The organism is Methanothrix thermoacetophila PT, from assembly GCF_000014945.1.
GTDB classification, from domain to species: Archaea; Halobacteriota; Methanosarcinia; order Methanotrichales; family Methanotrichaceae; genus Methanothrix_B; species Methanothrix_B thermoacetophila.
Genome location: NC_008553.1, coordinates 737,595 through 759,503 on the forward strand (window position 1 = coordinate 737,595; position 21,909 = coordinate 759,503).

At 54.0% G+C, this 21,909-nt stretch carries 23 protein-coding genes; 5 read left to right on the top strand and 18 right to left on the bottom strand.

Annotation, left to right across the window (positions count from 1 at the left end; all coding sequences use genetic code 11):
• The 3 genes from endA to rlmJ form a co-directional block, all read right to left on the bottom strand.
• Positions 1–1,056, bottom strand: a complete 1,056-nt coding sequence (gene endA, locus MTHE_RS03595) for a tRNA-intron lyase (protein ID WP_011695886.1) — start codon at positions 1,054–1,056, stop codon at positions 1–3.
• A 2-nt stretch (positions 1,057–1,058) separates the two neighbouring features.
• Entirely contained in the window at positions 1,059–2,213 is a 1,155-nt protein-coding gene (locus MTHE_RS03600; RefSeq protein ID WP_011695887.1) for a hypothetical protein, read from the bottom strand.
• Positions 2,214–2,327: 114 nt separating this feature from the next.
• Complete coding sequence (rlmJ, locus tag MTHE_RS03605) at positions 2,328–3,068, bottom strand: 23S rRNA (adenine(2030)-N(6))-methyltransferase RlmJ (RefSeq protein WP_011695888.1); 741 nt, start codon at positions 3,066–3,068, stop codon at positions 2,328–2,330.
• Positions 3,069–3,137: 69 nt separating this feature from the next.
• On the opposite strand from rlmJ, the gene MTHE_RS03610 reads away from it, so the two are divergent.
• Entirely contained in the window at positions 3,138–4,856 is a 1,719-nt protein-coding gene (locus MTHE_RS03610; RefSeq protein WP_011695889.1) for a ferrous iron transporter B, read from the top strand.
• Between the two features lie 396 nt (positions 4,857–5,252).
• Here the strand turns inward: MTHE_RS03610 and pstA are convergent, their stop codons facing one another.
• Together pstA and pstC are read right to left on the bottom strand one after the other, a co-directional pair.
• Positions 5,253–6,482, bottom strand: a complete 1,230-nt coding sequence (gene pstA, locus MTHE_RS03615) for a phosphate ABC transporter permease PstA (RefSeq protein ID WP_175265750.1) — start codon at positions 6,480–6,482, stop codon at positions 5,253–5,255.
• Positions 6,472–7,377 (bottom strand): phosphate ABC transporter permease subunit PstC, encoded by a 906-nt coding sequence (gene pstC / locus MTHE_RS03620; RefSeq protein WP_011695891.1) that lies wholly within the window; start codon positions 7,375–7,377, stop codon positions 6,472–6,474. Before pstC ends, pstA begins: the two co-directional genes overlap by 11 nt.
• A 311-nt stretch (positions 7,378–7,688) precedes the next feature.
• On the opposite strand from pstC, the gene MTHE_RS03625 reads away from it, so the two are divergent.
• Positions 7,689–8,357: a DUF5612 domain-containing protein gene (locus tag MTHE_RS03625; RefSeq protein WP_011695892.1), complete on the top strand. Its 669-nt coding sequence runs from the start codon at positions 7,689–7,691 to the stop codon at positions 8,355–8,357.
• On the opposite strand, the gene MTHE_RS03630 is transcribed toward MTHE_RS03625, so the two are convergent.
• From MTHE_RS03630 to MTHE_RS03640, 3 genes are all read right to left on the bottom strand, one after another.
• Positions 8,354–8,599 (bottom strand): glutaredoxin family protein, encoded by a 246-nt coding sequence (locus tag MTHE_RS03630; RefSeq protein WP_011695893.1) that lies wholly within the window; start codon positions 8,597–8,599, stop codon positions 8,354–8,356. The two genes, MTHE_RS03625 and MTHE_RS03630, sit on opposite strands and share 4 nt — an antisense overlap.
• Positions 8,596–8,928: a hypothetical protein gene (locus MTHE_RS03635; protein WP_011695894.1), complete on the bottom strand. Its 333-nt coding sequence runs from the start codon at positions 8,926–8,928 to the stop codon at positions 8,596–8,598. Before MTHE_RS03635 ends, MTHE_RS03630 begins: the two co-directional genes overlap by 4 nt.
• A 134-nt stretch (positions 8,929–9,062) precedes the next feature.
• Positions 9,063–9,557, bottom strand: coding sequence for a hypothetical protein (locus MTHE_RS03640; protein WP_011695895.1), 495 nt, complete (start codon positions 9,555–9,557; stop codon positions 9,063–9,065).
• 72 nt (positions 9,558–9,629) lie between these two features.
• Here MTHE_RS03640 and MTHE_RS03645 point away from each other — a divergent pair, with 72 nt between their 5' ends.
• Complete coding sequence (locus MTHE_RS03645; protein ID WP_175265752.1) at positions 9,630–9,782, top strand: hypothetical protein; 153 nt, start codon at positions 9,630–9,632, stop codon at positions 9,780–9,782.
• Positions 9,783–9,903: 121 nt separating this feature from the next.
• Entirely contained in the window at positions 9,904–10,551 is a 648-nt protein-coding gene (locus MTHE_RS03650; RefSeq protein WP_011695896.1) for a thymidylate synthase, read from the top strand.
• A gap of 229 nt (positions 10,552–10,780) precedes the next feature.
• Here the strand turns inward: MTHE_RS03650 and trxA are convergent, their stop codons facing one another.
• The 3 genes from trxA to ala are packed head-to-tail and all read right to left on the bottom strand — an operon-like array spanning position 10,781 to position 12,802.
• Entirely contained in the window at positions 10,781–11,197 is a 417-nt protein-coding gene (gene trxA / locus MTHE_RS03655) for a thioredoxin (protein ID WP_011695897.1), read from the bottom strand.
• Entirely contained in the window at positions 11,190–11,780 is a 591-nt protein-coding gene (locus MTHE_RS03660) for a DUF1638 domain-containing protein (RefSeq protein WP_011695898.1), read from the bottom strand. Before MTHE_RS03660 ends, trxA begins: the two co-directional genes overlap by 8 nt.
• Positions 11,781–11,827: 47 nt before the next feature.
• Positions 11,828–12,802, bottom strand: a complete 975-nt coding sequence (gene ala, locus MTHE_RS03665; RefSeq protein ID WP_011695899.1) for an alanine dehydrogenase — start codon at positions 12,800–12,802, stop codon at positions 11,828–11,830.
• A gap of 54 nt (positions 12,803–12,856) precedes the next feature.
• Here ala and MTHE_RS03670 point away from each other — a divergent pair, with 54 nt between their 5' ends.
• Positions 12,857–14,017 (top strand): geranylgeranyl reductase family protein, encoded by a 1,161-nt coding sequence (locus tag MTHE_RS03670; RefSeq protein ID WP_011695900.1) that lies wholly within the window; start codon positions 12,857–12,859, stop codon positions 14,015–14,017.
• Between the two features lie 195 nt (positions 14,018–14,212).
• Here MTHE_RS03670 and MTHE_RS03675 read toward each other — a convergent pair whose 3' ends face one another.
• The 7 genes from MTHE_RS03675 to MTHE_RS03705 all read right to left on the bottom strand — a co-directional run bounded on the left by MTHE_RS03675 (position 14,213) and on the right by MTHE_RS03705 (position 21,390).
• Positions 14,213–17,332 (bottom strand): DUF835 domain-containing protein, encoded by a 3,120-nt coding sequence (locus MTHE_RS03675; RefSeq protein ID WP_011695901.1) that lies wholly within the window; start codon positions 17,330–17,332, stop codon positions 14,213–14,215.
• Positions 17,329–17,541: a hypothetical protein gene (locus tag MTHE_RS03680; protein WP_175265753.1), complete on the bottom strand. Its 213-nt coding sequence runs from the start codon at positions 17,539–17,541 to the stop codon at positions 17,329–17,331. Before MTHE_RS03680 ends, MTHE_RS03675 begins: the two co-directional genes overlap by 4 nt.
• A gap of 3 nt (positions 17,542–17,544) precedes the next feature.
• Positions 17,545–18,222, bottom strand: a complete 678-nt coding sequence (locus tag MTHE_RS03685; protein ID WP_327036617.1) for an RAD55 family ATPase — start codon at positions 18,220–18,222, stop codon at positions 17,545–17,547.
• Positions 18,223–18,582: 360 nt separating this feature from the next.
• Positions 18,583–20,031, bottom strand: a complete 1,449-nt coding sequence (locus MTHE_RS03690) for a dihydropteroate synthase-like protein (RefSeq protein WP_011695903.1) — start codon at positions 20,029–20,031, stop codon at positions 18,583–18,585.
• Entirely contained in the window at positions 20,028–20,267 is a 240-nt protein-coding gene (locus tag MTHE_RS03695) for a hypothetical protein (protein ID WP_011695904.1), read from the bottom strand. Before MTHE_RS03695 ends, MTHE_RS03690 begins: the two co-directional genes overlap by 4 nt.
• Positions 20,264–20,653, bottom strand: a complete 390-nt coding sequence (locus MTHE_RS03700; RefSeq protein WP_011695905.1) for a DUF473 domain-containing protein — start codon at positions 20,651–20,653, stop codon at positions 20,264–20,266. The genes MTHE_RS03695 and MTHE_RS03700 overlap by 4 nt, the downstream gene beginning before the upstream one ends.
• A gap of 5 nt (positions 20,654–20,658) precedes the next feature.
• On the bottom strand, positions 20,659–21,390 hold the full coding sequence (locus MTHE_RS03705) for a proteasome assembly chaperone family protein (RefSeq protein WP_175265755.1): 732 nt from the start codon (positions 21,388–21,390) through the stop codon (positions 20,659–20,661).
• Positions 21,391–21,909: the final 519 nt, after the last annotated feature.

Below are 21,909 nucleotides of genomic sequence, written 5' to 3' on the forward strand. Positions count from 1 at the left end.
TCAGGGCTTGAGCCTCCTGACCTCCACATATTCCACGCCGTCGTCGCTGTATGCGAACACCATCATCTTTCGCACGCTGTGAGCCAGCCGAACCGCTCTGGAGAGCACAGGGAGATGAAATACATGATCTACTCTCACAGTATGCACCAGGTATTCTGAGTGCGTGCCCCTCTTTTCCGCATCAACGCTCTTGTACACTCTGAAGTGCGTCCCGAACTTGAAGCCGGTCTTCACGACGAGCTTCCGGTCCCTAAGATCCCTGTAGACACGGTACTTCATCTCGAAGTCCTCCTCGATCTCAGACGCCCTCCTCATCAGCTCGTCCAGCGGAACTGGAACTCCGGATCGATCCACAAGCTGGATCATGCCCCTCTCAAGAAGGTACGCGGTCTCCACGAGCGAGAGCTGGAGCCTCTCCCCGATCATCTTCCCATAAAAACCGTGTTTATGCAGCCTCTCCGATGCCTTGGGATCCCACAGCACCACCCTGTCATCCAGAAGCGTCGCCTGCCCGCCAGGCTCTGCAGATTCTGTCCTGCCCGAGGGATTTGATTCCCTCACCTCGTAGTACGTTATATCGCTCTCCTCATCGACGACCGCGAGCATGAGCCTTCTCCTCATCTGGCTGGAGAGCCTCAGGGGCTCAACGATCCTCTCTATAGGCAGCGGTGTCCGCTCAGAGACGACAAAAACGTAGAACTCTGCAGGCGTCTTTCCGGGATGTCCCCCACGCGGGTAAACTCTGAAGTCGGGGACTCCTGGCTGGACATAATAACCCCTCTCCCTCAGGTCCTTGTACACCACATACCTGAACTCGAAGCCCTTCTCGAAAGAGGATGCGAGCTCGAAGAAGCTCCGAAAGCTCAGGATGTGCCCATCATACTCGATCCTCAATCTGGATCTGTCGAGAAGATATGCGGCCTCGACGAGCGTCAGCTCGAGCCCGTCATCAAGAGGCCGCCCGAAGTAGCCCTGCTCGTAAAGCACCTTAACAGCATCTTTCCCGAGATGGACTTTCCCGGATTCAAGCCTTCCAAGCAGCGGCTCCTCTGACATGATCAGATGCTCAGCTTGTCAGGCCATACGCCATGGACCACTCCGATGGCTCTGTCTACCGTCTCATGAACATCAGCAGCGGGATATCCGCAGGAGAGCATGTACGCTTCCACGTGGTTGGGCACAGCGATCGACATCTGCTCGACCATCGAGACAGTCTGCATGATCGTGTAATCGCCGAGTTCGAAGGGTATTATCGCATCTGACACGAGAAGCTCAAATATCTCTGGAGAGATCGGCCTCTCAAAGCCTGACAGGAACGCCTCGAGTATCTCGCTCGTCCACTCATGACGCCTTCCGCCCGCGTCCTGATAGGGTATCACGACAACCTCACGCGTGCTGGCGAGCCTCTCGACGAGATCCTGTGGTGTCAATTGCCCCTTGAATATCAAATTGAGAAAATTCGTATGTGGTATCGTCGTCGGCACCTTCGAGGCGCGTATCGAGAACCTTACATCCTTGAAGATTGTGCCCGCGTCCGCGCCCTGATGACCTGCACCCCTTCCGAACTGTATGGCACTCGGCGATGCGCGCACGACTGTGTGCGGATCTCCATGTCTCCTGTCGATATTCCCAATTATGCCGCAGAGCCCGAGTGGGCGCGCAGCATATGCAAGCCTGCTCAGGCCTGTCGTGTTGCAGCTGGTGCACTGCACGACCCTTGGCTTCGCCTTCAGAAACCTCTCGTAGTTCTCAAGCCCGAAGAAAAACTCTCTCCTTAGATCCTCCTTCACATCATCTGTGAGCTGGAACCCCTCCTCCTCGAGCCCCTTCTGGAGCTTATCCCTGTGGGCCCCGCCCATAAGTGCTACGAAGCAGCCGTGCTCCAGCCCGGATTTCAGGTATGGCAGCTCCTCATCACCAGGTGTGCCAATCATGACGAACTCAGAGCTCTCGAAGAAATCCCTGTATCCTCCCTCCAGCTTGAACCCTGCACTCTCCCATTTTGCCCTGTCCTCGTCATTGCTGGCATACGCCCTGACACCGCAGATCCTGATCATCTTCCTCAGCATCGATACGGCTCTGGCATGCGGTTTTCTCACGAGAACATTTATATCGCCACTGATGCCGGCTGCCTGCTTAACAGCATGCAGGGCGAAAATTGTTCTCTTGCTCTCCGTGCCATCAAAACCCACAAAGCCAGCATTCTTATTCAAGTACGATCACTTCCTGCGCGGTGTTGAGAGTGCACCATATTTAAGATTTCTTGGAATGACCATCCAGACGCACTCATAACGCCAATCCGACGGCTGCTGGTTCAGCTGCATCCCTCAAACAACACTCTCCCCAGCGACCAGATTTCTCAGGACGGATCTGAATTTCCCGGCGCGGTGGCAGAGGTGTCTTCTGAGACATTCATCACCGGATGATACAGCCACGATGCAGCCCCTCCACCGTCCCCCTTCCAGGCCAGCCTCGTGGAATACCAGAGGATGCAGATCCAGATGCTCAGGAAACGCAGCACCATCCATGATATGCCAGCTCATCGCCGTCCAGCCGCGGTCAGAGGCATCTTTTAAAAGCTCGATCGCCTTATCCTGATCATCCGGAGAGGGGGGGTCAATGAGCAGAAGCCCTGGATCGCGTCTATTCAGGAGATCCATGACCCCAGAAAAGCCATCGCCCAGATGAAAATGTATGTCAGGACAGGCACTCCAGCTCTTCCCGACATCCTCGCTGATGTCCCATAGCTCAGCCACAACCCTCCTGCGGAAAAATCTGCCGAGCCTGAGGATGATCTTTGCGGATCCTGGGTAAATCTGGAGATGCTCATCATTCATCTCCTCCAGAACCGCGAAGTACGGGCTCTCGATCTCTGATCTCAGATGCCAGCACCTTCCTATGCCCCACCTCCACTCTCCATTGGGAGCAAGCGTGTACGCAGTGTAACCGGCATGCGATTCTGCATACACCAGATCCGAACGGCAGAGCAGATATGCTGCAGCCTCTGATAGCAGAAAGTGCTTCCAGACATCTCCGGCATTTCCTGCATGCTCCCTGTGGTCATACATCGTAATCTCCACAGGTTCTCAGGGAAGCTATATCTTTCTGTTCGATAACCTTCCCTCCGGAGTCTCAATATGCATGAAGAGAAGCCACTCAAGATACTTCTCATGGGCAACCCGAACGTGGGGAAGAGCGTGATATTCTCGAGGCTGACAGGTGCTGATGCCATCTCCTCGAACTATCCCGGAACAACTGTGAGCTACACAGAGGGCAGCATAAATGTGCTGGGCAGAAGCGCCGCGTTGATCGATGTGCCCGGTGTGTATTCACTTGATCCGAGCTCAAAGGCGGAGGAGGTTGCGAATCTCATACTGGAACAGGGCGCTGATCTGATAGTCAACGTTGTGGACGCGACAAACCTGGAGAGAAACCTGAATCTCACCCTGGAGCTCCAGGAGCGCGGTATCCCGATGGTAGTCGCACTCAACCTCTGGGATGTTGCTGTGAGAAGGGGTCTGGAGATAGATGTCAAGAGACTCTCAGAGGAGCTGGGCATAAAGGTCGTGCCAACTGTTGCAGCAAGCGGCCTTGGGATACGCGATCTCGTCGAGGCGATCGAGATCTCCATGAGCTCAAGACCGCCTGCATTGAGCCTCGATCCCACGGAGAGATGGCAGAGGGTGGGTGAGATAGTATCGAGGGTGCAGAAGGTCCATCACCGCCATCCATCTCACCTCGAGCGGCTGGAAGACCTCACGATACGACCATGGACAGGAATTCCCGTGGCGCTCATCGTCCTCTATCTCTCATTCAGCCTGATCGTGGGAGCCGGAGAGCTGTTTATTGAGAATGTGAGCGACCCGTTCTTTCTCAGATACAGCTACTGGGTATTCGCGCTGGCTGATAGATACACATCTGGACTCTTGCATGACATACTTGTGGGAAGATCTCCTGAGCTGCTCGAGTCGTTCGGCCTCCTGACAACCGGACTGTACATACCATTCGGCATCGTCCTCCCATTCCTCATACCATTCTATCTGGTGCTGGGGTTCCTCGAGGACCTGGGGTACCTTCCCAGGGTGAGCGTGCTCATGGACGCTCTTATGCACAGGCTTGGCCTCCACGGTGCTGCGATAATACCGTGCGTCCTCGGGATGGGCTGCAGCGTTCCTGGCGTCCTGGGGCTGCGCGTTCTGGAGTCGTCGAAGCAGCGCTTCCTTGCAGCAACGCTCATGACAATGAGCATACCCTGCGCATCGCAAACCGCCATGGTCTTCGGAATCCTGGCTCCACACGGTCTTAGATACATATTTGCAGTCTACGCAACCCTCCTCATAGTATTCATCATCTCTGGCATGATCCTCCACAGGCTGATCCGAGAGGAGTCACCAGAGATATTCATGGAGATCCCTCAGTACAGGATGCCCGTGATCGGTGCTCTGCTCAAGAAGACATTCGTGCGCATCAGGACGTTCATATCAGAGGCTGTTCCCTACATAGGAATTGGCATAGTTGTGATGAATGTCTTCGAGATCACGGGTCTCATGAAGGCCATCGGCGAGCTGGCAAGCCCGATCGTCTCGGGCATTCTCGGCCTCCCAGCGGATGCTGCGACTGCACTCATTCTGGGCTTCCTGAGAAAGGACATCGGCATAGGCATGTTTGTACCTCTCGGTCTCACACCGGAGCAGCTCGTCATAGCTGCTGTTGTGCTCGCGATGTACTTTCCATGCGTCGCAACCCTGACGGTGCTGATGAAGGAACTCGGTCCGTATGATACAATCAGAGCGGTGGTCTTCCGCCTGCTCGCAGCTGTGATGGTGGGCGGTATGCTCAGAGTTATTCTTCTGTGAGTGTGATGGGAAGCAGCAGTGCGCAACTCCCAGGCAGGAGAGACGTTCACGCAGGCATATAACCTCACAGGCATTGAATCCGGCATCCGAGGTTCCGATGCTCGCCGGACGTGTCCGAATAAGGATTGAGTATCACCTCCACCCAAAAACAGCAAGCCACAGATTTCTGAATTCAGCTTTTATTCGGACATCCCCTCGCTGACCAAAATCTATAAGTATTAATAAGTACAATCAGTTTTTGCTGTAGCTCTGATGTGAACGGCCAGGGCCTGCTCCTCGAGAGCGTTTTTCGCCTGGCACGCATCCGGCGAGGCTTGGAGTTCAAAGTTGTGCGCGCCGTGATGGGCGCAGCATCGCTCTGAGCAGGGGAACCGGGGTATATCAGGGCTGCAGCACCTACCATCTTATATTCTTTCTGTAGTGGTTTCTCACGACTATTGCCAGGAAGTTCATCGCGAGCACCAGCCCCATGAGAACCAGAGCTGTGCCCCACGCTCTCTTCTCGACATCCCACGCCCCGAGGAAGTATATCAGCTGCAGAAGATGGTAGCAGAGGTTGTTCACAGGCTGATACACATCCGGAACCACGCCGTAGACCTTGTCCACATACACTGGAGTGAAGGTCACAGCGGTCCACATGATCGGCGCGGTCTCTCCAGCGGCCCTCGCCACTCCAATTATCAGGCCTGTGAGTATGCCGGGCAGTGCTGATGGAATGACTATCCTCAGGATCGTCTGCCACTTTGTGGCGCCAAGAGCCACGCTTCCTTCCCGCAGCGAGTTAGGAACAGATCTCAGCGCCTCCTGCGTCGTCAGAATTATCGTGGGGAGGTTCATGAGCCCCAGAATCACGGAGCCTGCAAGCAGGGATATTCCGACCGTGGATACGAGAAATGCGAGCCCGAAGAGACCGTATACTACAGATGGAACCCCATTGAGGCAGCTTATCGATATCGTGATGATGCGGTTCAGCGTGTGACTCCTCGAGTATTCATTCAGATATATGCCAGCGCCTATGCCGAGAGGGGCTGATACCAGCATGGCACCTAGGACAAGCCACATGGTACCCTCAATGCAGGTCACAATGCCGCCCTCCTGCCCGAGATTCCTGTGCGGCTCTGTCAGAAACTCGATGCTTATGGCTCCGATGCCGTTGTATATGATGACTGAGAATATGCCGCCGAGTATCACAATGGCCAGCACCGCCGAGCCTCTGATAAGAGTGAATGCCAGAACCTCTCTCGCTTTTGGACCGAACCCGTAGAGCATGTTGATTGCGTCTTTTAATAACAAAACGCCCGCAATGAGTGAAGCTGCAGGCGCGAGAAGCCTGTAGCTGAACGAAGCCCCTAGGTTCAAGGGGCTGATGACAAGATCCGGGGGTGAAAAGAGAAGAAAGATCGCAATCGCGATGATGATCAGGGCATCGAGATACACCACCATCGCATTCCTGGTTTTCAGCGTGAAAGCCATCTGGATGAGCATGAGCGCCGCAACCGGCAGGAGGAACTGCCAGAACAAGAGCAGAATTTTAAGCTGTGGCTGGATGGCAAGCGCAATCAGCGATGAGAGAAGCAGGATCGAGCCTGCGACTGCGAGCGCTGCTGTTCTTTTATCAGTATCCACCAAACCTCCTCCTGATGCGCTCTCTGGCCAGGTCTCCTATCACGCTCAGTATCGATACTATTGTGAGAAGCATCAGCCCCACTGCAAAGAGCGCATGGTAGTGCAGGGAACCATGTGCCACCTCACCCATCTCCCCGGCTATGACAGATGTGAACGTCGCGCCCCGATCGAATACATCGTATATCGGGGTGGGTATCCGGGCGATGTTTCCAACCACCAGCAGCACAGCCATGGTCTCGCCGATTATGTTGCCTATGTTCAGAAGCACTGCTGCTGTTATCCCCGACGATGCTGCTGGAAGCACAACATATCTTATCGTCTGCCATCTCGTCGCTCCGAGAGCCATCGAGCCCTCCTTGAACTCGTTCGGCACAGCCCTAAGCGCATCCTCGCATATCGTCGTTATCGAGGGTATGAACATCACACCAAGCAGTATTGCGCCAGCAAGTATAGATCTGCCTGTGAGCATATCAAATGTGTTACCCAGGTACGGCACGAGGATTATAATGCCGAGGAACCCGTAGACTATAGACGGCACGCCGGCGAGCAGCTCAACTGCTGGCTTCAGCACAGCCCTGGTCCTAGGCCCAGAGAGCTCTGCGAGATATATTGCAAGGGGTATGCCCACCGACATGTTTATCGCCAGGGCGAGTATCGCGACCAGGAGTGTATTTACTATCAGTGGGCGCATCCCGAAGATGTTTCCAGACGAGTGCCATTTCTCGCCCAGGACCAGGTTCAGCACTCCAACCTCGAAGATGGCTGGCAGGCTCTCCCGTATGAGGTACGCGAAAATAAGAATCATGATGGCGATGGACGCCACTGCTGTAATGAGGAGTAATGACTCTATGATCCTCTCTGTCAGACTTCTCAGAGCGGTAGGCAAAACGCTCATACAATCCCAGAGATCGGTGTGCAGCATAAAGATCTTGTCTATATTCAGTATATAGATACATGACCTTGATCACCATCCTAAGAGGCCTTGCTGAGATATGCAGATCGGGATCGAGCTGTACAGCAATCCGAATCCACGCGCTAGAAGCTGCAAGGAGTGAAGTGTTTGGCCTGCATGATACGATCCTCATCTGAGATGCATCGACTCCGCTGAAGCAGTTGCTGAGATTTGTCAGACATTTGTAACTAAAGGTTCATCTGGTTGCTTCATCACATCCGGGATGTGATGAGTTCCAAAGCATGGGGGATGATATGAGCTTTGCGATAAACATAATATGCGAGGACAGGCCAGGGATGCTGCGCGATATAGCAGGCGTGGTGGCGGATCACGGCGGCAACATCGTCTACACCCAGCAGTTTGTCCTGGACAGAGGCGTGAACAAAGGAAAGGGGACGGTGTACATGGAAATCGAGGGGGATGTGCGTGGTGGAATCGAGGGCATGGTCGAGGCCCTCAGATCGATGCCCATGGTATACGAGGTCACCGTGCACCCATCCTTCAACCAGATCTACGGCTCGCGCGTCATAATCATAGGAGGGGGTGCTCAGGTCGCCCAGGCCGCCGTGGGAGCGGTGAGCGAGGCTGACAGGCACAACCTGCGGGGGGAAAGGATAAGCGTCGACACGATCCCGCTCGTGGGAGAGGACGCGATCGCCGATGCGGTGAGCGCTGTGGGCAGGCTCCACAGGGCCTCGATTTTAATCCTGGCCGGCGCTCTGATGGGCGGGCGCATAACAGAGGAGGTGGCGAAGCTCCAGAAGGAGGGGATACCCGTCATAGCGCTGAAGATGGCGGGCACTGTGCCAAAGCAGGCGGATCTGGTCGTCACGGATCCGATTCAGGCTGGCACCTTCGCGGTCATGCATGTCGCCAGGACCGCTGTGTTCGATATAAACAGGGTGAGGGGCATGGAGTTCTAGAGCTTCAGCTCCTTGAGACGATCCCCATCGAATAGATCTCCGGTCGTGTAGAACCTCCCGTCCATTTCGAGAACAGGAGCTGACATCGTGAATACTCCATTGACCCTGAGCTCCGTGAGGGCCTCGGCCGTGGTCATATCGACCTCCTCAAAGCTCACACCCTTGCTCTCAAGAAACGCCTTCAGCTGCTCGCATCTAGGGCAATCAGGCGTTGTGTAGATCCTGCATGTCAAACACCTCACCTCAGAGACATGGGGTAATCCCTGTCCGCCCATACAGCATATCCCTGGCTCACAGCGCGCTCTGCGCACTCCCTGCAGCACGAGAAGTTCGCAAAGTACTCGACGCCGTTCATCTCGTATTCAAACACATTGTTGATGCTGAAACCGCATATCCTTCTGAAGTCCTCGCCCATGCAGAAGAAATCGTTCGCCACCTCAGGAGGGCACTCCTCCAGATACCAGTCCTTCGGCACAAGCACAGGCAGAATGGCCATGTCCATCCCGCAGCCACACGGGCCGTAGCAGTCCTCAGGCCCCAGGAAGACTATCGCCTTGTTGACAGGAGGCAACTGACTCACCTCTTATGATGAAATGAGCACCTTGAGCTCCACAGAATCTGTGTCAGGATCGCATTTTAAGTTGTTGGCGCACGGGACTCAAATGCAACCCATAGGAGATTTGGCATGCCACCAGCCGCTGTATTTCAAATGTGGTCTCCACATCTGTATCTGCATGCACTATACACCTCTGAAATGATCGCGTGGCTCAGCCTGTAGCATCCCCTGCTTCTTGGGATTTCCGGATAGCTCTCGAGCGTCTCGATGCTCAGGCATGATGCGCCTGAGTCGCGGATCTCCTTCAAGACCGACCATGGTATCAGACGAGCGCTTTTCGATCTGCCCCTTCCTCCCCGAAACTCAATCGCCAGCACCCCTGTGCGACCGGATAGCTCTATGAACCTGCTCTCTCTGTCGATCTGGTCTGGTGAGAAGTGCTGCTTGAAATAGAGGGGACCTTCCATGGAAAGGCTCTTGCACTCTATCGCGAGGTAATACTCCGGGTATCTTGAGTCAACGAGCACATCCATGTGCTGCGCTGAGAACCTGGCCTGCCTGAGCCTGTATGCGATCGCCTCGATCTTCTCCTCCTCAAAGAATGTGTTGAACGCCCTCACAATCGCCCATTCGAAATCCGCCAAGCAAAACCCCTCTGAGAGAGCAATCGATATGTTTATGATTCTTGTGATCTAAAAAAACAGAGGTGGTTTCCCTTGGACGCTGAGGAGATTGCAGCAAAATACACCATGAAGGATCTCAGGCCGATTGCCAAGAAGTACGGTATCCCGACCCGATGCGTTAAGAAGATAGATATCGTCAAGCAGCTTCCTCCTGAAGCGCTGGAGGAGCTGGAGAAGAAGAGCTGAGAACCCCGGGTGCTGGATCATAGATGGCACTGTTGGGTAATCATCTGGTGGAATCGCTGGAGCCACTCGGAGATGTGAGATTCCGTGTGATTCTTGCAAACACCGCGTGTTCAGGATTATCATGAACAATATCGGTCGACTTGTTCGTGCCAAAGCAGCAGATGAAGCATGGCGGCGTGGCCTGAACATCATATGGCGGCAGGGCGCCGAGATCGAGGACGAGAGGGGCTCCAGGACGAAGGAGCTGATGAACCTAATGGTGGTAATAGAGGACGCCAGCTCCTGCATCGCTCCACGCGAGTACTCATGGACAGAGGAGCGGCTGGATGAATATGCATCACAGCTGCTTTCACCTGAGAACCCGGGGTTCGAGTACACCTACGGAGAGCGCCTCAGGTCGTGGAACGGAGAAGTGGACCAGATCGCTGAGATCGTGAATCGCCTGAAGAGAAACCCCAGGACGAGAAGGGCGACCGCGGTGACCTGGATCCCTCAGGTAGACCACAAAAGGGAGGAGGTGCCGTGCATGGTCGTCTGCGATTTCAAAATAAGATCCAGCAGGCTAAACCTGACCGTGATGTTCAGGAGCCACGACTTCGCCGGAGCGTATCCAGCGAATGTGTACGCCCTATCAAAACTCCTCCATCATGTCTCAAGGGAGTCAGGAAGCGTACCAGGGAGCTTAACCACGCTCAGCGCATCCGCCCACATCTACGAGCACGACTGGGACTGGGTGGAGGGTCTGATCGTGGGAGTAGAAGAACGGTAGCAGGCAATCTAATTTGAGTTCGTGGATCGACCTGTCCCCACATGCGGTGTCCGAGAGTACGAAGACATTCATCCATCAGATCACACGGCCAGCTCAGTGCTCCGATAGCACATCATCGTGTATATTTCACTCTTGGGAGAGGAGAGGGCGCAGCGGGAAGTCCCCGGATGAGAGCGAAGCCCTACCCTTCAGGATAGGGTAGTTCACTTTTTTCGGCTCTCGATGCAATCTAATCCAGGTATTTCCTGACCCTGCTCATCAGAATCTGCTTCGGATACGCTCCCACGAGCCTGTCGACGAGCCTGCCGTTCCTGAAGACCAGGAGTGTCGGTATTGCAGTTATACCGTACTTTCTCGATGTGAGCGGATTCTGATCCACATTCAGCTTCCCGAATACCACGCGTCCCTTCAGCTCGCGTGCCATCTCGTCTATCACAGGCGCGATCGCCCTGCACGGCCCACACCACTCTGCCCAGCAATCAACCACGAATACGGGATACTGCCTTATTCCGGCATCGATGCTGCTGTCCGTCACCAGAACCGGCCTGTCTGGGTACTCTATGGTGGGCGTTCCCTGCGATCTCGCAGCCAGCTCGCGCTTCAGCTCCTCGAGCTTCTTTCTCCTTATCTCATCCAGCTCATCCATAGCGAACCTCCAGCCTCTTCGCTGCATCAGATATGAGCGATCTGAAGTGATCAAGCTTTCCAGGGATTATGCTATACTGGAGGAGCGTGAAGTCCATGAACTCCAGAAGATCATTCTCGTAATCCTCTGCATTTCCCAGCGTGTCTATGAATATCACGCCTTTGAAACATCCCATCTCGAGGCGGGCCTCCTCCATACCCCAGCCGAGACGTCGGAATATGTCGCGCCAGCACTCGATCCATCCTGGAGTGAGGTAAAAGTACAGCCCCTCGGATGCGATCCTCTCAACCTCACGCCTTGTTATGAGCGCGTCTATGCAGTTCTGGCAGTCTATCAGCTCAGCCCTGTATCCCTCGAGAAGATCGTTCATCTTCGGGTGGCAGGCGCCGTAGACCACGATGATCATGTTATCTTTACATGACTCCAGCGCCTCTCTCAGCTTGAGCGCCAGCTCATCGAAATCGACATGCAGACCTGGATCCAGATAAAGAGGATCGAAGGAGAAGTCCAGCTCACCGGCGATGCGCTCGATCTCCTTTTTGAAGACGCCGCATGCGACCATGGAGTAATCAGCGGTGCTCATAGAACCTCCTGTTGTGAATACCCCCTACTGGCTGACAGTCCCACAGCTCACATGTACTCCAGCACTGTGCCGATTCGGAGATCTTTTGCCTTTCTGTAAACCAGGCTTGCCACTGCGATGTCCTGGATGGCAAGGCCTGTGGAGTCGAAGATTGTTATCTCCCTCACGTCTTCCCTTCCTGGCATCTTTCCAGCGATGATCTCCCCGAGCTGGGCGTGTATCTCATCGCTCCTGTACTCTCCTCTGGATATCGGGACGTTCACCTCTCCGGAGTGGATTGCCTGGGAGAGATCGTCGACGACCACCTTCGCTCGTCTCAGGAGCCTCGGGTCGAGCTCCTGCTTTCCAGGAGCGTCGGCACCGATAGCGTTGATGTGCGTCCCCTCCATGACCCAATCAGATCGCACGACAGGCTCTCTTGATGGAGTGGCTGTGACGAGTATGTCGCAGTCGCACGCATCCCGCCCATCGCTCACAGGGACACAATCGCAATCCAGGAAAGACCTCGCATCGGAGACGAACGCCATCGCGCGCGCCTGGCTCTTATCAAGAACTCTTACAACATCAAGATCAAAGATCTTCGCGAGGGCCATGACCTGGGTCCTCGCCTGCGCTCCGGCGCCGATGATGCCAACAGCTTTCGAATTCCGCCGGGCCAGGTACTTCGCCGCGATCCCGCCCGCGGCACCTGTGCGCACCGCTGTGAGATACGTGCCGCCCATCAGGGCCAGCGGGGCGCCGGTCTCAAAGGAATTCAAAATGATCACGGCCATCACAGAGGGCAGCCCCTTTTCTGGATTCCCTGGATGAGAGTTGACGATCTTGACCCCAGTCGCTCCGAGCTTTTTGATGTATGCAGGCATCGTTCTGAGATCCCCATGCTCATAGTAGAGATACGACTTCGGCGGCATCTGTACATTCCCCAGTCCATGCTCTGCGAATGCAGATTCCACAGCGGGGATCGCATCCTCCATAGTGAGAATTGATTTAACGTCATCTTCTGAAAGCCAGAGTATCTCCAAGCTCAACACCGACACACAAAAAGATGTTATGTGAGATAATCTTAGCTGTGTTCGATGGATATTTACGATGTCGCTGTGATCGGCGCAGGTCCTGCAGGGCTCATGGCAGCGAAGCATGCTTCGATGTGCGGCGCCCGCACGATCGTTCTGGAGGAACACATGGCCATAGGATATCCTGTCCAGTGCGCAGGTCTCCTCGGGATCAGCGCGCTCGAGGCATCCGAAATTCAAACAGAGGGATTCCTTATAAATCCATTCAAGGGCGCGGTCTTCGTATCCCCGAACGGCTCCAGGCTTTCGTTCAAGTCTCCGAATGTCCGGGCATGGGCTGTAGACAGGAGACTCTTCGACAGGAGTATGGCATTGGCTGCTGTGCATCACGGGGTCGAGATCACGCTCAATGCGCATGTGAGGTCCCTGAGAAGATTAGGAGATCTCATGATTCTGCATCATGGCGATAAAGAGATAGCAGCGCGTGCCGTGATATCCGCTGAGGGCGTGAGGGCATCGATAGCGAGGCGCTCCGGCATCCCTCCTCCAAAACGCCTGCTATCTGGAGCCCAGGTTGAAGTTCCATTCGATGTAGATGACATCGAGTCGGTGGAGGTGCATCTAGGGAAAGACATCGCGCCAGGCCTCTTCGCATGGGTGATACCCATCTCCAGGAGCTCAGCGAGGATTGGGCTCTGCGCCACAGAAAGAGCGTGCCATTACCTCAAGAAGTTCCTCTCCTCAGACAGAATACGAAATAGGATCCTGGGTTCTCCAGTTGCACTTGTTGTTGGCGGTCTTCCACTCGGTCCTCCCGATAGAACAGTTGCAGATGGCCTGCTCGTCGTAGGGGATGCTGCAGCTCATGTGAAGCCCACATCCGGCGGCGGTGTGTACCCTGGGATCGTCTGCGGCCGCATCGCAGGAAGGATCGCAGCCGAGCATGTTTTAACTGGAGGGCAGCTTGAGAGATACGAGCGTGAATGGAGATCAGCTATCGGCAGAGAGATCTCTTTGGGAATGAGGGTCAACGATATCCTGAGACGCATGAGCGATAAGGAGATCGATATGGTGATAAGAACGATCGCATCCAGACCTGATGCCATACGCGCAATTGAGGAACATGGAGATATAGACAGGCCGAGCCGCGTGCTGCTCCGGGTTCTGCCGATGATCTCACGCGACCTATCTTTTGTCAGCACGATTCTGAGGGTTATGTTCTGAAAACATGTTCTGAGAATCAGTATGAGCACGCCTCAAAACATCCAGCAGACCCTGATAAAAAGCTCAGAACTTGAAGGCGCTACATGACCACATATCGCAATGAATTGCTGATGGAGCTTTGAGAGAGCTTGCGCGAACCCAGCCATCCGTGATATGAAGTGGCATCGCGCAAACTCCAATCTTAAGGGTTGCATCTCAGATCTCCAGCTGTTCCATCTCTCCCTCCAGCCTGTGCAGCTCCTTTGTGTCAAGAGAGAGAGGATCGATATGCACGAGCATCACAGCTCCTCTCAGCGAGACCTCATCCCTCTGCGACTGTATAAACCTCAGCACGGTCTCATAGTTGCTCTGCGTTATCAGGTATCCAATACCCTCCAGGAGTATCACAGGGTACTCGGTCCTCCTCAGAAAATCTGATATCATTGAGCTGAGCCTCGGGAAGTTCGTTGGATCCACGGATCTGAACTTCCCCTCCTCTGTCTTCTGTGTGAGCCATATGACTGTTTCAGGTGAGATCCCGTACTTCTCACGGAGGCTCTCAGGGTTGTACCTGGATATGCACAACCCCTCTAACCCAGCGTGTACCAGCTCGCTGAATATCTCGAAGCACCGGACCGGCTTGTCCTCCTCGATCGCATATGTCGTTCCTGGATTCAGTATCAGCTCATAGATGCTGAAGCCGTACTTTTCGATGAGCGGCCTCAATACTTTCACAGAATCGAAGTCGGGATCAACCCTGCTCACGGAGGTGCAGATGCGTCTTATTATCGTGAAGAAATGCCTTCTCGTGATCTTGCACCGCGTATCTATCTCGATCAATCCCCTGCCGCGCATGTCGGGATCGCATGATGCGCCCTCTGCGACCTCTGATTGTTCGCTGAGAACGGAATTTGCGATGTCCATTGCAGCCTCTGGAGATCTCGTCCCGCCGATTATGGCAAGTATAAAAACCCTGAGGAGATAAGACGGCAGAGGGCCTGCCGTGAATATCAGACCCCTTACTTCCACAGGCTCCGCCTCAGATACAGCACAGAACCCCATGAAATCAGACGAATCCGCCAGGATGAGTCTGGTGTTCGTTCTGTGGACTAGATTCTCCAGCTGGTTGACAAAATCCAGCAGATCCTCCGCAGGTATCACATTCTCATTGACAAGAACAAGATGCTCGAGATTGTCCAGAAGTATTATACCCTTCCTGCAGGTCTCGACGAATGTCTTTATCGTGAGGAAGAGCAGTGGAAGATTTGTGGGAGATATCTGCTTCTCACCACCCTCTCTCTTTTGGTTAAGCCATATGATCGGCGTCTTCCTGAGACTGTACCTGCTTCTCACATCCTCCGGCGGTCTGCGTGTGACACACAGCCCCTCAAATCCATGCGTTACCTGATCCGTGAACACCTCATAGGCATTCTGAGCTGAGAAGTAGATCTTTCCAGGCTCGAGACTGAATTTCTGCGGAGCTGCTTCCACCCTCTCAACAACTGGCCTGGGTGTGATATGCTCCTCAACTATTATCCTTGTTGTTGATGTGCCAAGCGAGCCTGTGAGAACCCTCTCCACATGATCCCAGAGGTCCAGGAGGTGCCTGGCATCGACTTTATCTCTTGAGACTCCAAGCCTCGCAAGATCCGCATCTATCAGCATCCTGGCCTTCTCCGCTCCTATATACCTGGCGAGCATCGACTCAACCTCGTCGACCGTACCCAGTCTTATGGCAGGTCTCTCGATCGGAACTGCTTCCCTTCTCTCGCTGAATATCTCAACGAACCCCTCTGCCTGGACCCTCTCCTCAGGCGTCGGGCTGCTCATCAGGGAGAATAGCACATACAGGCTCGCATTTGCGAAGATGCTCCAGAACACCGAGTTAGTCCAGGGATCCAGATCCACACCAAAGAGGTTAGTCGGAGTGAGCGCAGATATCCCGAAGGGTCCTGATTCGAGAATGGACTGCGGAAGCCAGCCGGCCTTGACAACTGTGGGGATGAGTGCAGTGTAGAGCCAGAGCACAAACCCTGCGCTCATGCCTGCGATCGCCCCCTCCCTGCTGCCCTTTCTCCAGTAAAGGCCCCCGATCACCGCTGGCCCCATCTGGCTTGCTGCCACGAATGATATCAAACCTATATCCACGAGGCTCTGGTACTCGACGACCCTGGAGTAAAGGTATCCGAGCATCACCACAAGAATGATGTTGATGCGCTTAGCGTTGAGCAGAAGCCCGGGGAGACCTCTTCCCCTCCCCAAGTACCTCATGAGGTACGGCAGCTCCAGCTCGTTCAGCATCATGTGGCCAACTGCAACACCGTCCACCAGCACCATCGCAGTGGCAGCAGACGCTCCTCCTATGAACACGAGCACTGCGAGAGGTATGTTGCCCGCGGAGTACGGGATCTCTATCACGAACATATCTTTCACGCCAGGAACTCCCAGAAGCAGGCCTGCTCCGGCTATCGCTGGAACGAAAAGATTAATCAGAAGGAGGTAAAGCGGGAAGAGCCACATCGCCTTTCGTATATGCGATTCATCAGCATTCTCAACAACCATGACGTGGAACTGTCTGGGGAGAAGAAACGCAGCGAAGAAGGATATCAGGGTGAGCGAGAACCAGGATGTGTAATCTATGTTTATGAGATGAGAGAAATTCTCTGTTGAGAGGACGCGGTCTATTATCTCAGAGTATCCGTTGAATATCCCCCATGTTATGTAAACACCTGCCACAACAAATGCGGCCAGCTTGACAATTGATTCAAACGCAACCGCTGCCACCAAACCCTCGTGCCGCTCCATCGGATCCAGGTGGCGCGCTCCGAATATTATGGCGAATACAGCGAGCAGGACCGCCACGGAGAGCTTTGTACCCCAGAATGTATCTCCTCCGCTTATTATCTGTATTGAGCTTGATATCGCGATCAACTGGAGTGCGACATACGGTATGACTACCATCATGCTCACAATGGTCACTATCGCGCCTATTGCATAGCTTCTGCCGTACCTGAAGCTTATGAAATCGCTGATAGACGTGAGTCGATACTCCTTTGATATGCGGACTATCTTGCGTATCATCACCCATCCGAGGAGCATTGCAAGTGTTGGTCCGATGTATATCGTGAGAAAACCGAGGCCGCTTGTTGCTGCCCTTCCAATACTTCCATAGAATGTCCATGCTGTACAGTATACTGCAAGGGATAAAGCATAGACATATGGATTAGAGACGATGCTCCTGCCCGCCTGCCTCTGCCTGTCGGCGTAATATGCTATGATGCTCAGGAGGAGGAGGTACGTAAGTATGATGGAGAACGCGAAGAGAGGTGCGCTCAACTGGACCCCCTCCTGTCGAATATGTATGCCCAGAGTATCACAAGCATCCATACCAACATAATGTAAACCAGACGCTCGGGGAATCCCAATATCCTCTCACTTGGGCTGGGTATCGAGAGGATCGGCCAGTTGAAGAGAGCCACAGCTAGTATAAAGGCCAGCACCCACAGTTCGATCTGCTCGAATAGTCCTTTCGTTGATATGGTCATGGCCTACAGTCCCGGGTAAACCGTGATGCCCTTCGAGGTTATATCGAGAGCATGCTTCCCAGCGCGGTGTGATGTGCCCATCATCTTGAGTATCTCCAGGGATCTCCTTCTGGTCCTGCCTATCTCCATGTTGTAGAGTATTATCACCCCATCTGTTATGCAGGCAATATCCTGAGGATATGGAGTGCTCGATCTGGACTCGGCTGTTATCAGAACGGCGCTGTCCCAGCTCTTCATAATGGCACCCAGTCTGAAGAGAAATCTGTTGTAGCCGTCCTTCAGCACCGTCCTGATGAACGGGAGGGAGTCTATGACTATTCTTCTTGGCATGAAGCTCCTGACCTCGCGATCCATCAGTTCCAGTATCTCATCCTCATCTCCCTTCTCGATCACCTCACCGAGATCGATGTATCTTATAAGAGTGCCGAAGTGCCTGTGATCCACGAACTCGTATGTGGAGATGAACCTGAGCATCAGCTCGGCAGGCTCGCTGAGGGCCATGAAGTATATCCCGCGCTCCCCAAGCTCCGCTCCCTTGAACAGGTACTGCATGCACAGGGTTGTCTTTCCACTTCCTGTCTCTCCAGAGATAAGAACGCTGGACGGCACCGGTATCCCGCCCTCCAGCATCTCATCCAGCCCTGGGATTCCCGTGGGTATCTTCTCTATATGTGCCGTCAGACCGCCTCCATTCTGTGGCGGAGCGTGAAAGCCTGAATCCTATATGGTCAATTACTATCTTTTGTTATTTCTCTTTTGTCTATGGAGAGAATCTGCAGAAGAGTCGGAACAGCAGTGAGGCGTCGTGTCATATCTCTCGCAAAAGAGCAGCCGTATTCCAGTGGGCTCGTCCCTCTGATTCAATGGATCTGCAATCTGCATGGGGGTAGAGATGATTGATGCTGTTATACAGAGCCTGCCACTTCGATGATTCTGCCTCATGAGCCATCCAGTGATTGATTGAGAGTAGCAGAGCGCAAACCCCGGTCATCAAGGCAGGAGAGGTGGTCACAAATCGATCCCTTCATGACTGGTGTGGATCTAAAAAAGCTCCTCGTCCTGCGTGTAGCTCTTTCCGAGCCTCAGCGCGATCTCGGCCTTCTCGAGCTCTCTCCCTAGGTATGCAGCGTGATCCAGTCTGCTCACCAAGTTGAGATCTATTGCTGTGTCCAGTATCTCCCTGGCCGTCCTGCCCTTTATCACCATACGATCATGCACAGCCACAATCTCATCTCCACAGAGACCTATCCGGAAGGATCCAGCAGGATCGAGAACGAACATCCTGCTGGACCTGGCCGACATCACATCCAGATGGTCTGGAGGCACAACCTCTGGCCGAGGCCGCTTCTCCTTCAGGATGAGAAGGTCTTCTCCCAGATCCTTCGGGGGGCTCCGTCTCTCGCGAGCAAGCGCCATCATCTCAGCTGCCCTCCGGAGCTCCTTGATGCTCCCTCTCGCCTTCGGGCTGTACTCAGGTGTGAAGAGAATGGAGGCACCGACCTCCGCTCCGATGGCGGCGAGTATCGCATTGACACCCTGACTGTCTGCATCGATGAGCTCTGTCACGTTCCCCACACCGAGGAAGAGGGGTGTATCTGGATGGGCCCGTCTGAAATCGATGTACCTCGCTATCGAATCCGCGAAGCCGTTGAGAGGAGGAGAGAGCACAGGATCCGCGATCACTGTGAGACCCAGCTCAAGCGCAGCAGTGACATTGCTCTCGAGATCCCCAGGGCCGGGTATCACGACAGCCGGCACATCTCTTTCCAGAAGGGCATCGGCCACTGCATGCATGTTGCTGCCATCGATGCTCAGAATCATATCTGCTCCGGACTCAACCCCTGCCAGTATCAGATCGGGACGGAGCGTGTCTATGCTCACAGGCAGCTCTGTGAAACGCCTCGCGATCCTCACAACCCTTCGTACATCATCGGTGGTGGCATCCAGAGGAAAGCCGAGATCGATCATGTCAGCGCCCTGCGACTCATAGTATCTGATCTTATCCTCAAGAGCTCCGTCTCCCACTCGGGGTGCATCCACGATCTCTGCAAGAACCTTCATCCTGCTGCCACCGCCTATCCCCACGCCGCGAACAACGACCGTTGGGCGCGCCCTCTGTTCGATTCTCCTGAGCGTCTCCTCCGCATTTCTGGCGAGACGCTCCGCTATGAGCGCGCATGCTGGCGTTCTGCTCGAGAGCTCGATCTCTTCAATATGGTCGAGAACATGGGTTATATCGGCAGCATTCTTCGGGCCGAGCCGGATCTTTGTGCCGAGTTCCCGCTCCACATCGCTGAAATCTGATGTAATGAGGCCTGGAAGCATGATGAGATCATAGCCATCGGGTGCTGCTCTTTTGACATGCTCCGGGGTTATAAACGCGGCTATGTCCAGATCTAAGACGAGGACATCCGCAGGCATCCTGGCAGAGTTGACAGCATTCCTGACATCATCCTCTGCCAGCCTGCCCGTCAGAAGCAGCACTTTCATAAGCGATCACCCTGGTGGAGTTCATGTAGGAGCGGCTTCACATGGCGGATCAGATCCTTCATATCCATGGAGGTGGAGTAAACACTCTTATCTCCATATAGGAGCGGCTGGAGGGCCAGATGACCTCTCAGATCAGAGCGGGCTGCTTTCAGCAGCGCCCCGATCCTTTCAATGTGATCAGATATCCTGGATGATGAGGCTGTGCATTCAAGACCCATATCACTGATGAGCCTCATCTCGCTATATATCTCGGCATCTCGTCAACCTCTATGACGAACGGCTCGTATGGCTCTATAGTGTTTATCCTCCTGACCCTTCCGATGCCGAGGAACTGGAGCTGGGCTCTCGCTGCCTGCGACTCGATCTCCTCGTAGAAGAAGTCATTCGACTGGATCATCCTGTGCGTCATTATCTGGATCTCGTTGACCCTTGCTATCACCCCGGGCGTGCCGTTTACGATATCCTTCAGACTGGCCTCTGTCACGAAGATCCTGTCTCCCGGGTTCACGCCTCTCAGTGAGAAGAAGTTCAGCGGCGATCTGATCTCTACCGTTCGGACGCGATTGTTAACCAGGTCCTTTATGACGTTCCTGGAGATTCCGGTTAGCGCTACACAGATCATCACCATCACCCATACATCGGGAACTCCTTTGCTGTGGCCTCTTCGGCACTGGTCTTAACCTGTGCTGCAAGCTGCTGCATCTGCATCTCAATCTCCGCAGCTCTTTCAAGAAGCTTTGCTGTGCTGACATTCAGCCCGTATATCCTGTTTAACGCATCTATGGTTGCCGCAGCAGACCTCGGGTCGGGTTCATCGCTCATCGTCTCTCCAAGCAAGCAAACCGCAGGTATTCCCTTCAGCCTGCACTCGTTCATTATTGATCCAGAGATACCTGCTATAGTCCCGAGCTCGAATATTTCCGTTACTCCCCTGAGCTTCTCGAGCAGCTCGGCATGTGAGACCGCACCGAAGACGCGCCTCTGATCCGTCATCAGCGTTATCCCAGCGAGACACACGATCTCTCTTGTCTTTATAGAGGCTGCCCATCTCACAATCTCCCTGCTCATATCATATGAGGCGAGGGGATGTATCGGTATGTCTGATGTGAGCAGTATCAGATCCAGATCATCCCGCTCATAAATCCGAACAGGCATGTTCACAACGCCTCCAAGCAGCACCGCGAGAGGTGGGAAGTATCTGGAGGTCATTGCTCCGAGATAGTTCATTTTTAGCTCATGGATTAGGTACTGGCTAGCTATGTTGCCAACCAGACCTATCCCCGGAAATCCCTCTACGAGAAGCGGGTTCCTGCAGCGCGGTTCCCTCTCCAAGATAACCTGCACAGGATCATGATACATGTACATATTTGTTGCTCTGATGTGAGATAAAATCTTCTGATCCCTGAATGGTTCGTAGCACCTGCAACCTCAACAATCCCTCTGATCTCCCTTGACGAGCAACCGGGCATCGCTATTATGCTTCTGAGGCTCGTCACTGTGATTGGCGGTAACGCTGCGGAAAGAGGCGAAGTCGATTGCTGCTGGTTAGGCTCACAAGACTTCGCCTCTCCTGCAATTAGACCACATCAGCCTCCATCTGATAATTTATGAGACACTGGTGCTGCTACACCCTCCTGCCTTATGAATGGCTGTTTCCAGCAAACAGATCGCGAGATTCTCAAGCTGCCGAATAAAGTGTGCAGGTATTTTCGCGATGAGATGCGGGCTGAGATAAAAGAAGATGGAGGGACAGCTTCAGCCCGCGGCTAGTAAGACCGGCCGCCCATAACAGGTCTTTAGTAATACTATTTAAGTTTTACGTAACAAAGCTGACGTCCTGTCAAATTTTATTCAAATAAATACGGGTGAGAAGTCCAG

Bases quoted from the DNA above. Each gene is read 5' to 3' on its own strand.
- endA (WP_011695886.1), bottom strand. From the start codon at position 1,056: ATGTCAGAGGAGCCGCTGCTTGGAAGGCTTGAATCCGGGAAAGTCCAT.
- rlmJ (WP_011695888.1), bottom strand. From the start codon at position 3,068: ATGTATGACCACAGGGAGCATGCAGGAAATGCCGGAGATGTCTGGAAG.
- MTHE_RS03610 (WP_011695889.1), top strand. From the start codon at position 3,138: ATGCATGAAGAGAAGCCACTCAAGATACTTCTCATGGGCAACCCGAAC.
- pstC (WP_011695891.1), bottom strand. From the start codon at position 7,377: ATGAGCGTTTTGCCTACCGCTCTGAGAAGTCTGACAGAGAGGATCATA.
- MTHE_RS03625 (WP_011695892.1), top strand. From the start codon at position 7,689: ATGAGCTTTGCGATAAACATAATATGCGAGGACAGGCCAGGGATGCTG.
- MTHE_RS03650 (WP_011695896.1), top strand. From the start codon at position 9,904: ATGAACAATATCGGTCGACTTGTTCGTGCCAAAGCAGCAGATGAAGCA.
- trxA (WP_011695897.1), bottom strand. From the start codon at position 11,197: ATGGATGAGCTGGATGAGATAAGGAGAAAGAAGCTCGAGGAGCTGAAG.
- MTHE_RS03660 (WP_011695898.1), bottom strand. From the start codon at position 11,780: ATGAGCACCGCTGATTACTCCATGGTCGCATGCGGCGTCTTCAAAAAG.
- MTHE_RS03670 (WP_011695900.1), top strand. From the start codon at position 12,857: ATGGATATTTACGATGTCGCTGTGATCGGCGCAGGTCCTGCAGGGCTC.
- MTHE_RS03680 (WP_175265753.1), bottom strand. From the start codon at position 17,541: ATGACCATATCAACGAAAGGACTATTCGAGCAGATCGAACTGTGGGTG.
- MTHE_RS03690 (WP_011695903.1), bottom strand. From the start codon at position 20,031: ATGAAAGTGCTGCTTCTGACGGGCAGGCTGGCAGAGGATGATGTCAGG.
- MTHE_RS03695 (WP_011695904.1), bottom strand. From the start codon at position 20,267: ATGAGGCTCATCAGTGATATGGGTCTTGAATGCACAGCCTCATCATCC.
- MTHE_RS03700 (WP_011695905.1), bottom strand. From the start codon at position 20,653: ATGATCTGTGTAGCGCTAACCGGAATCTCCAGGAACGTCATAAAGGAC.
- MTHE_RS03705 (WP_175265755.1), bottom strand. From the start codon at position 21,390: ATGTATCATGATCCTGTGCAGGTTATCTTGGAGAGGGAACCGCGCTGC.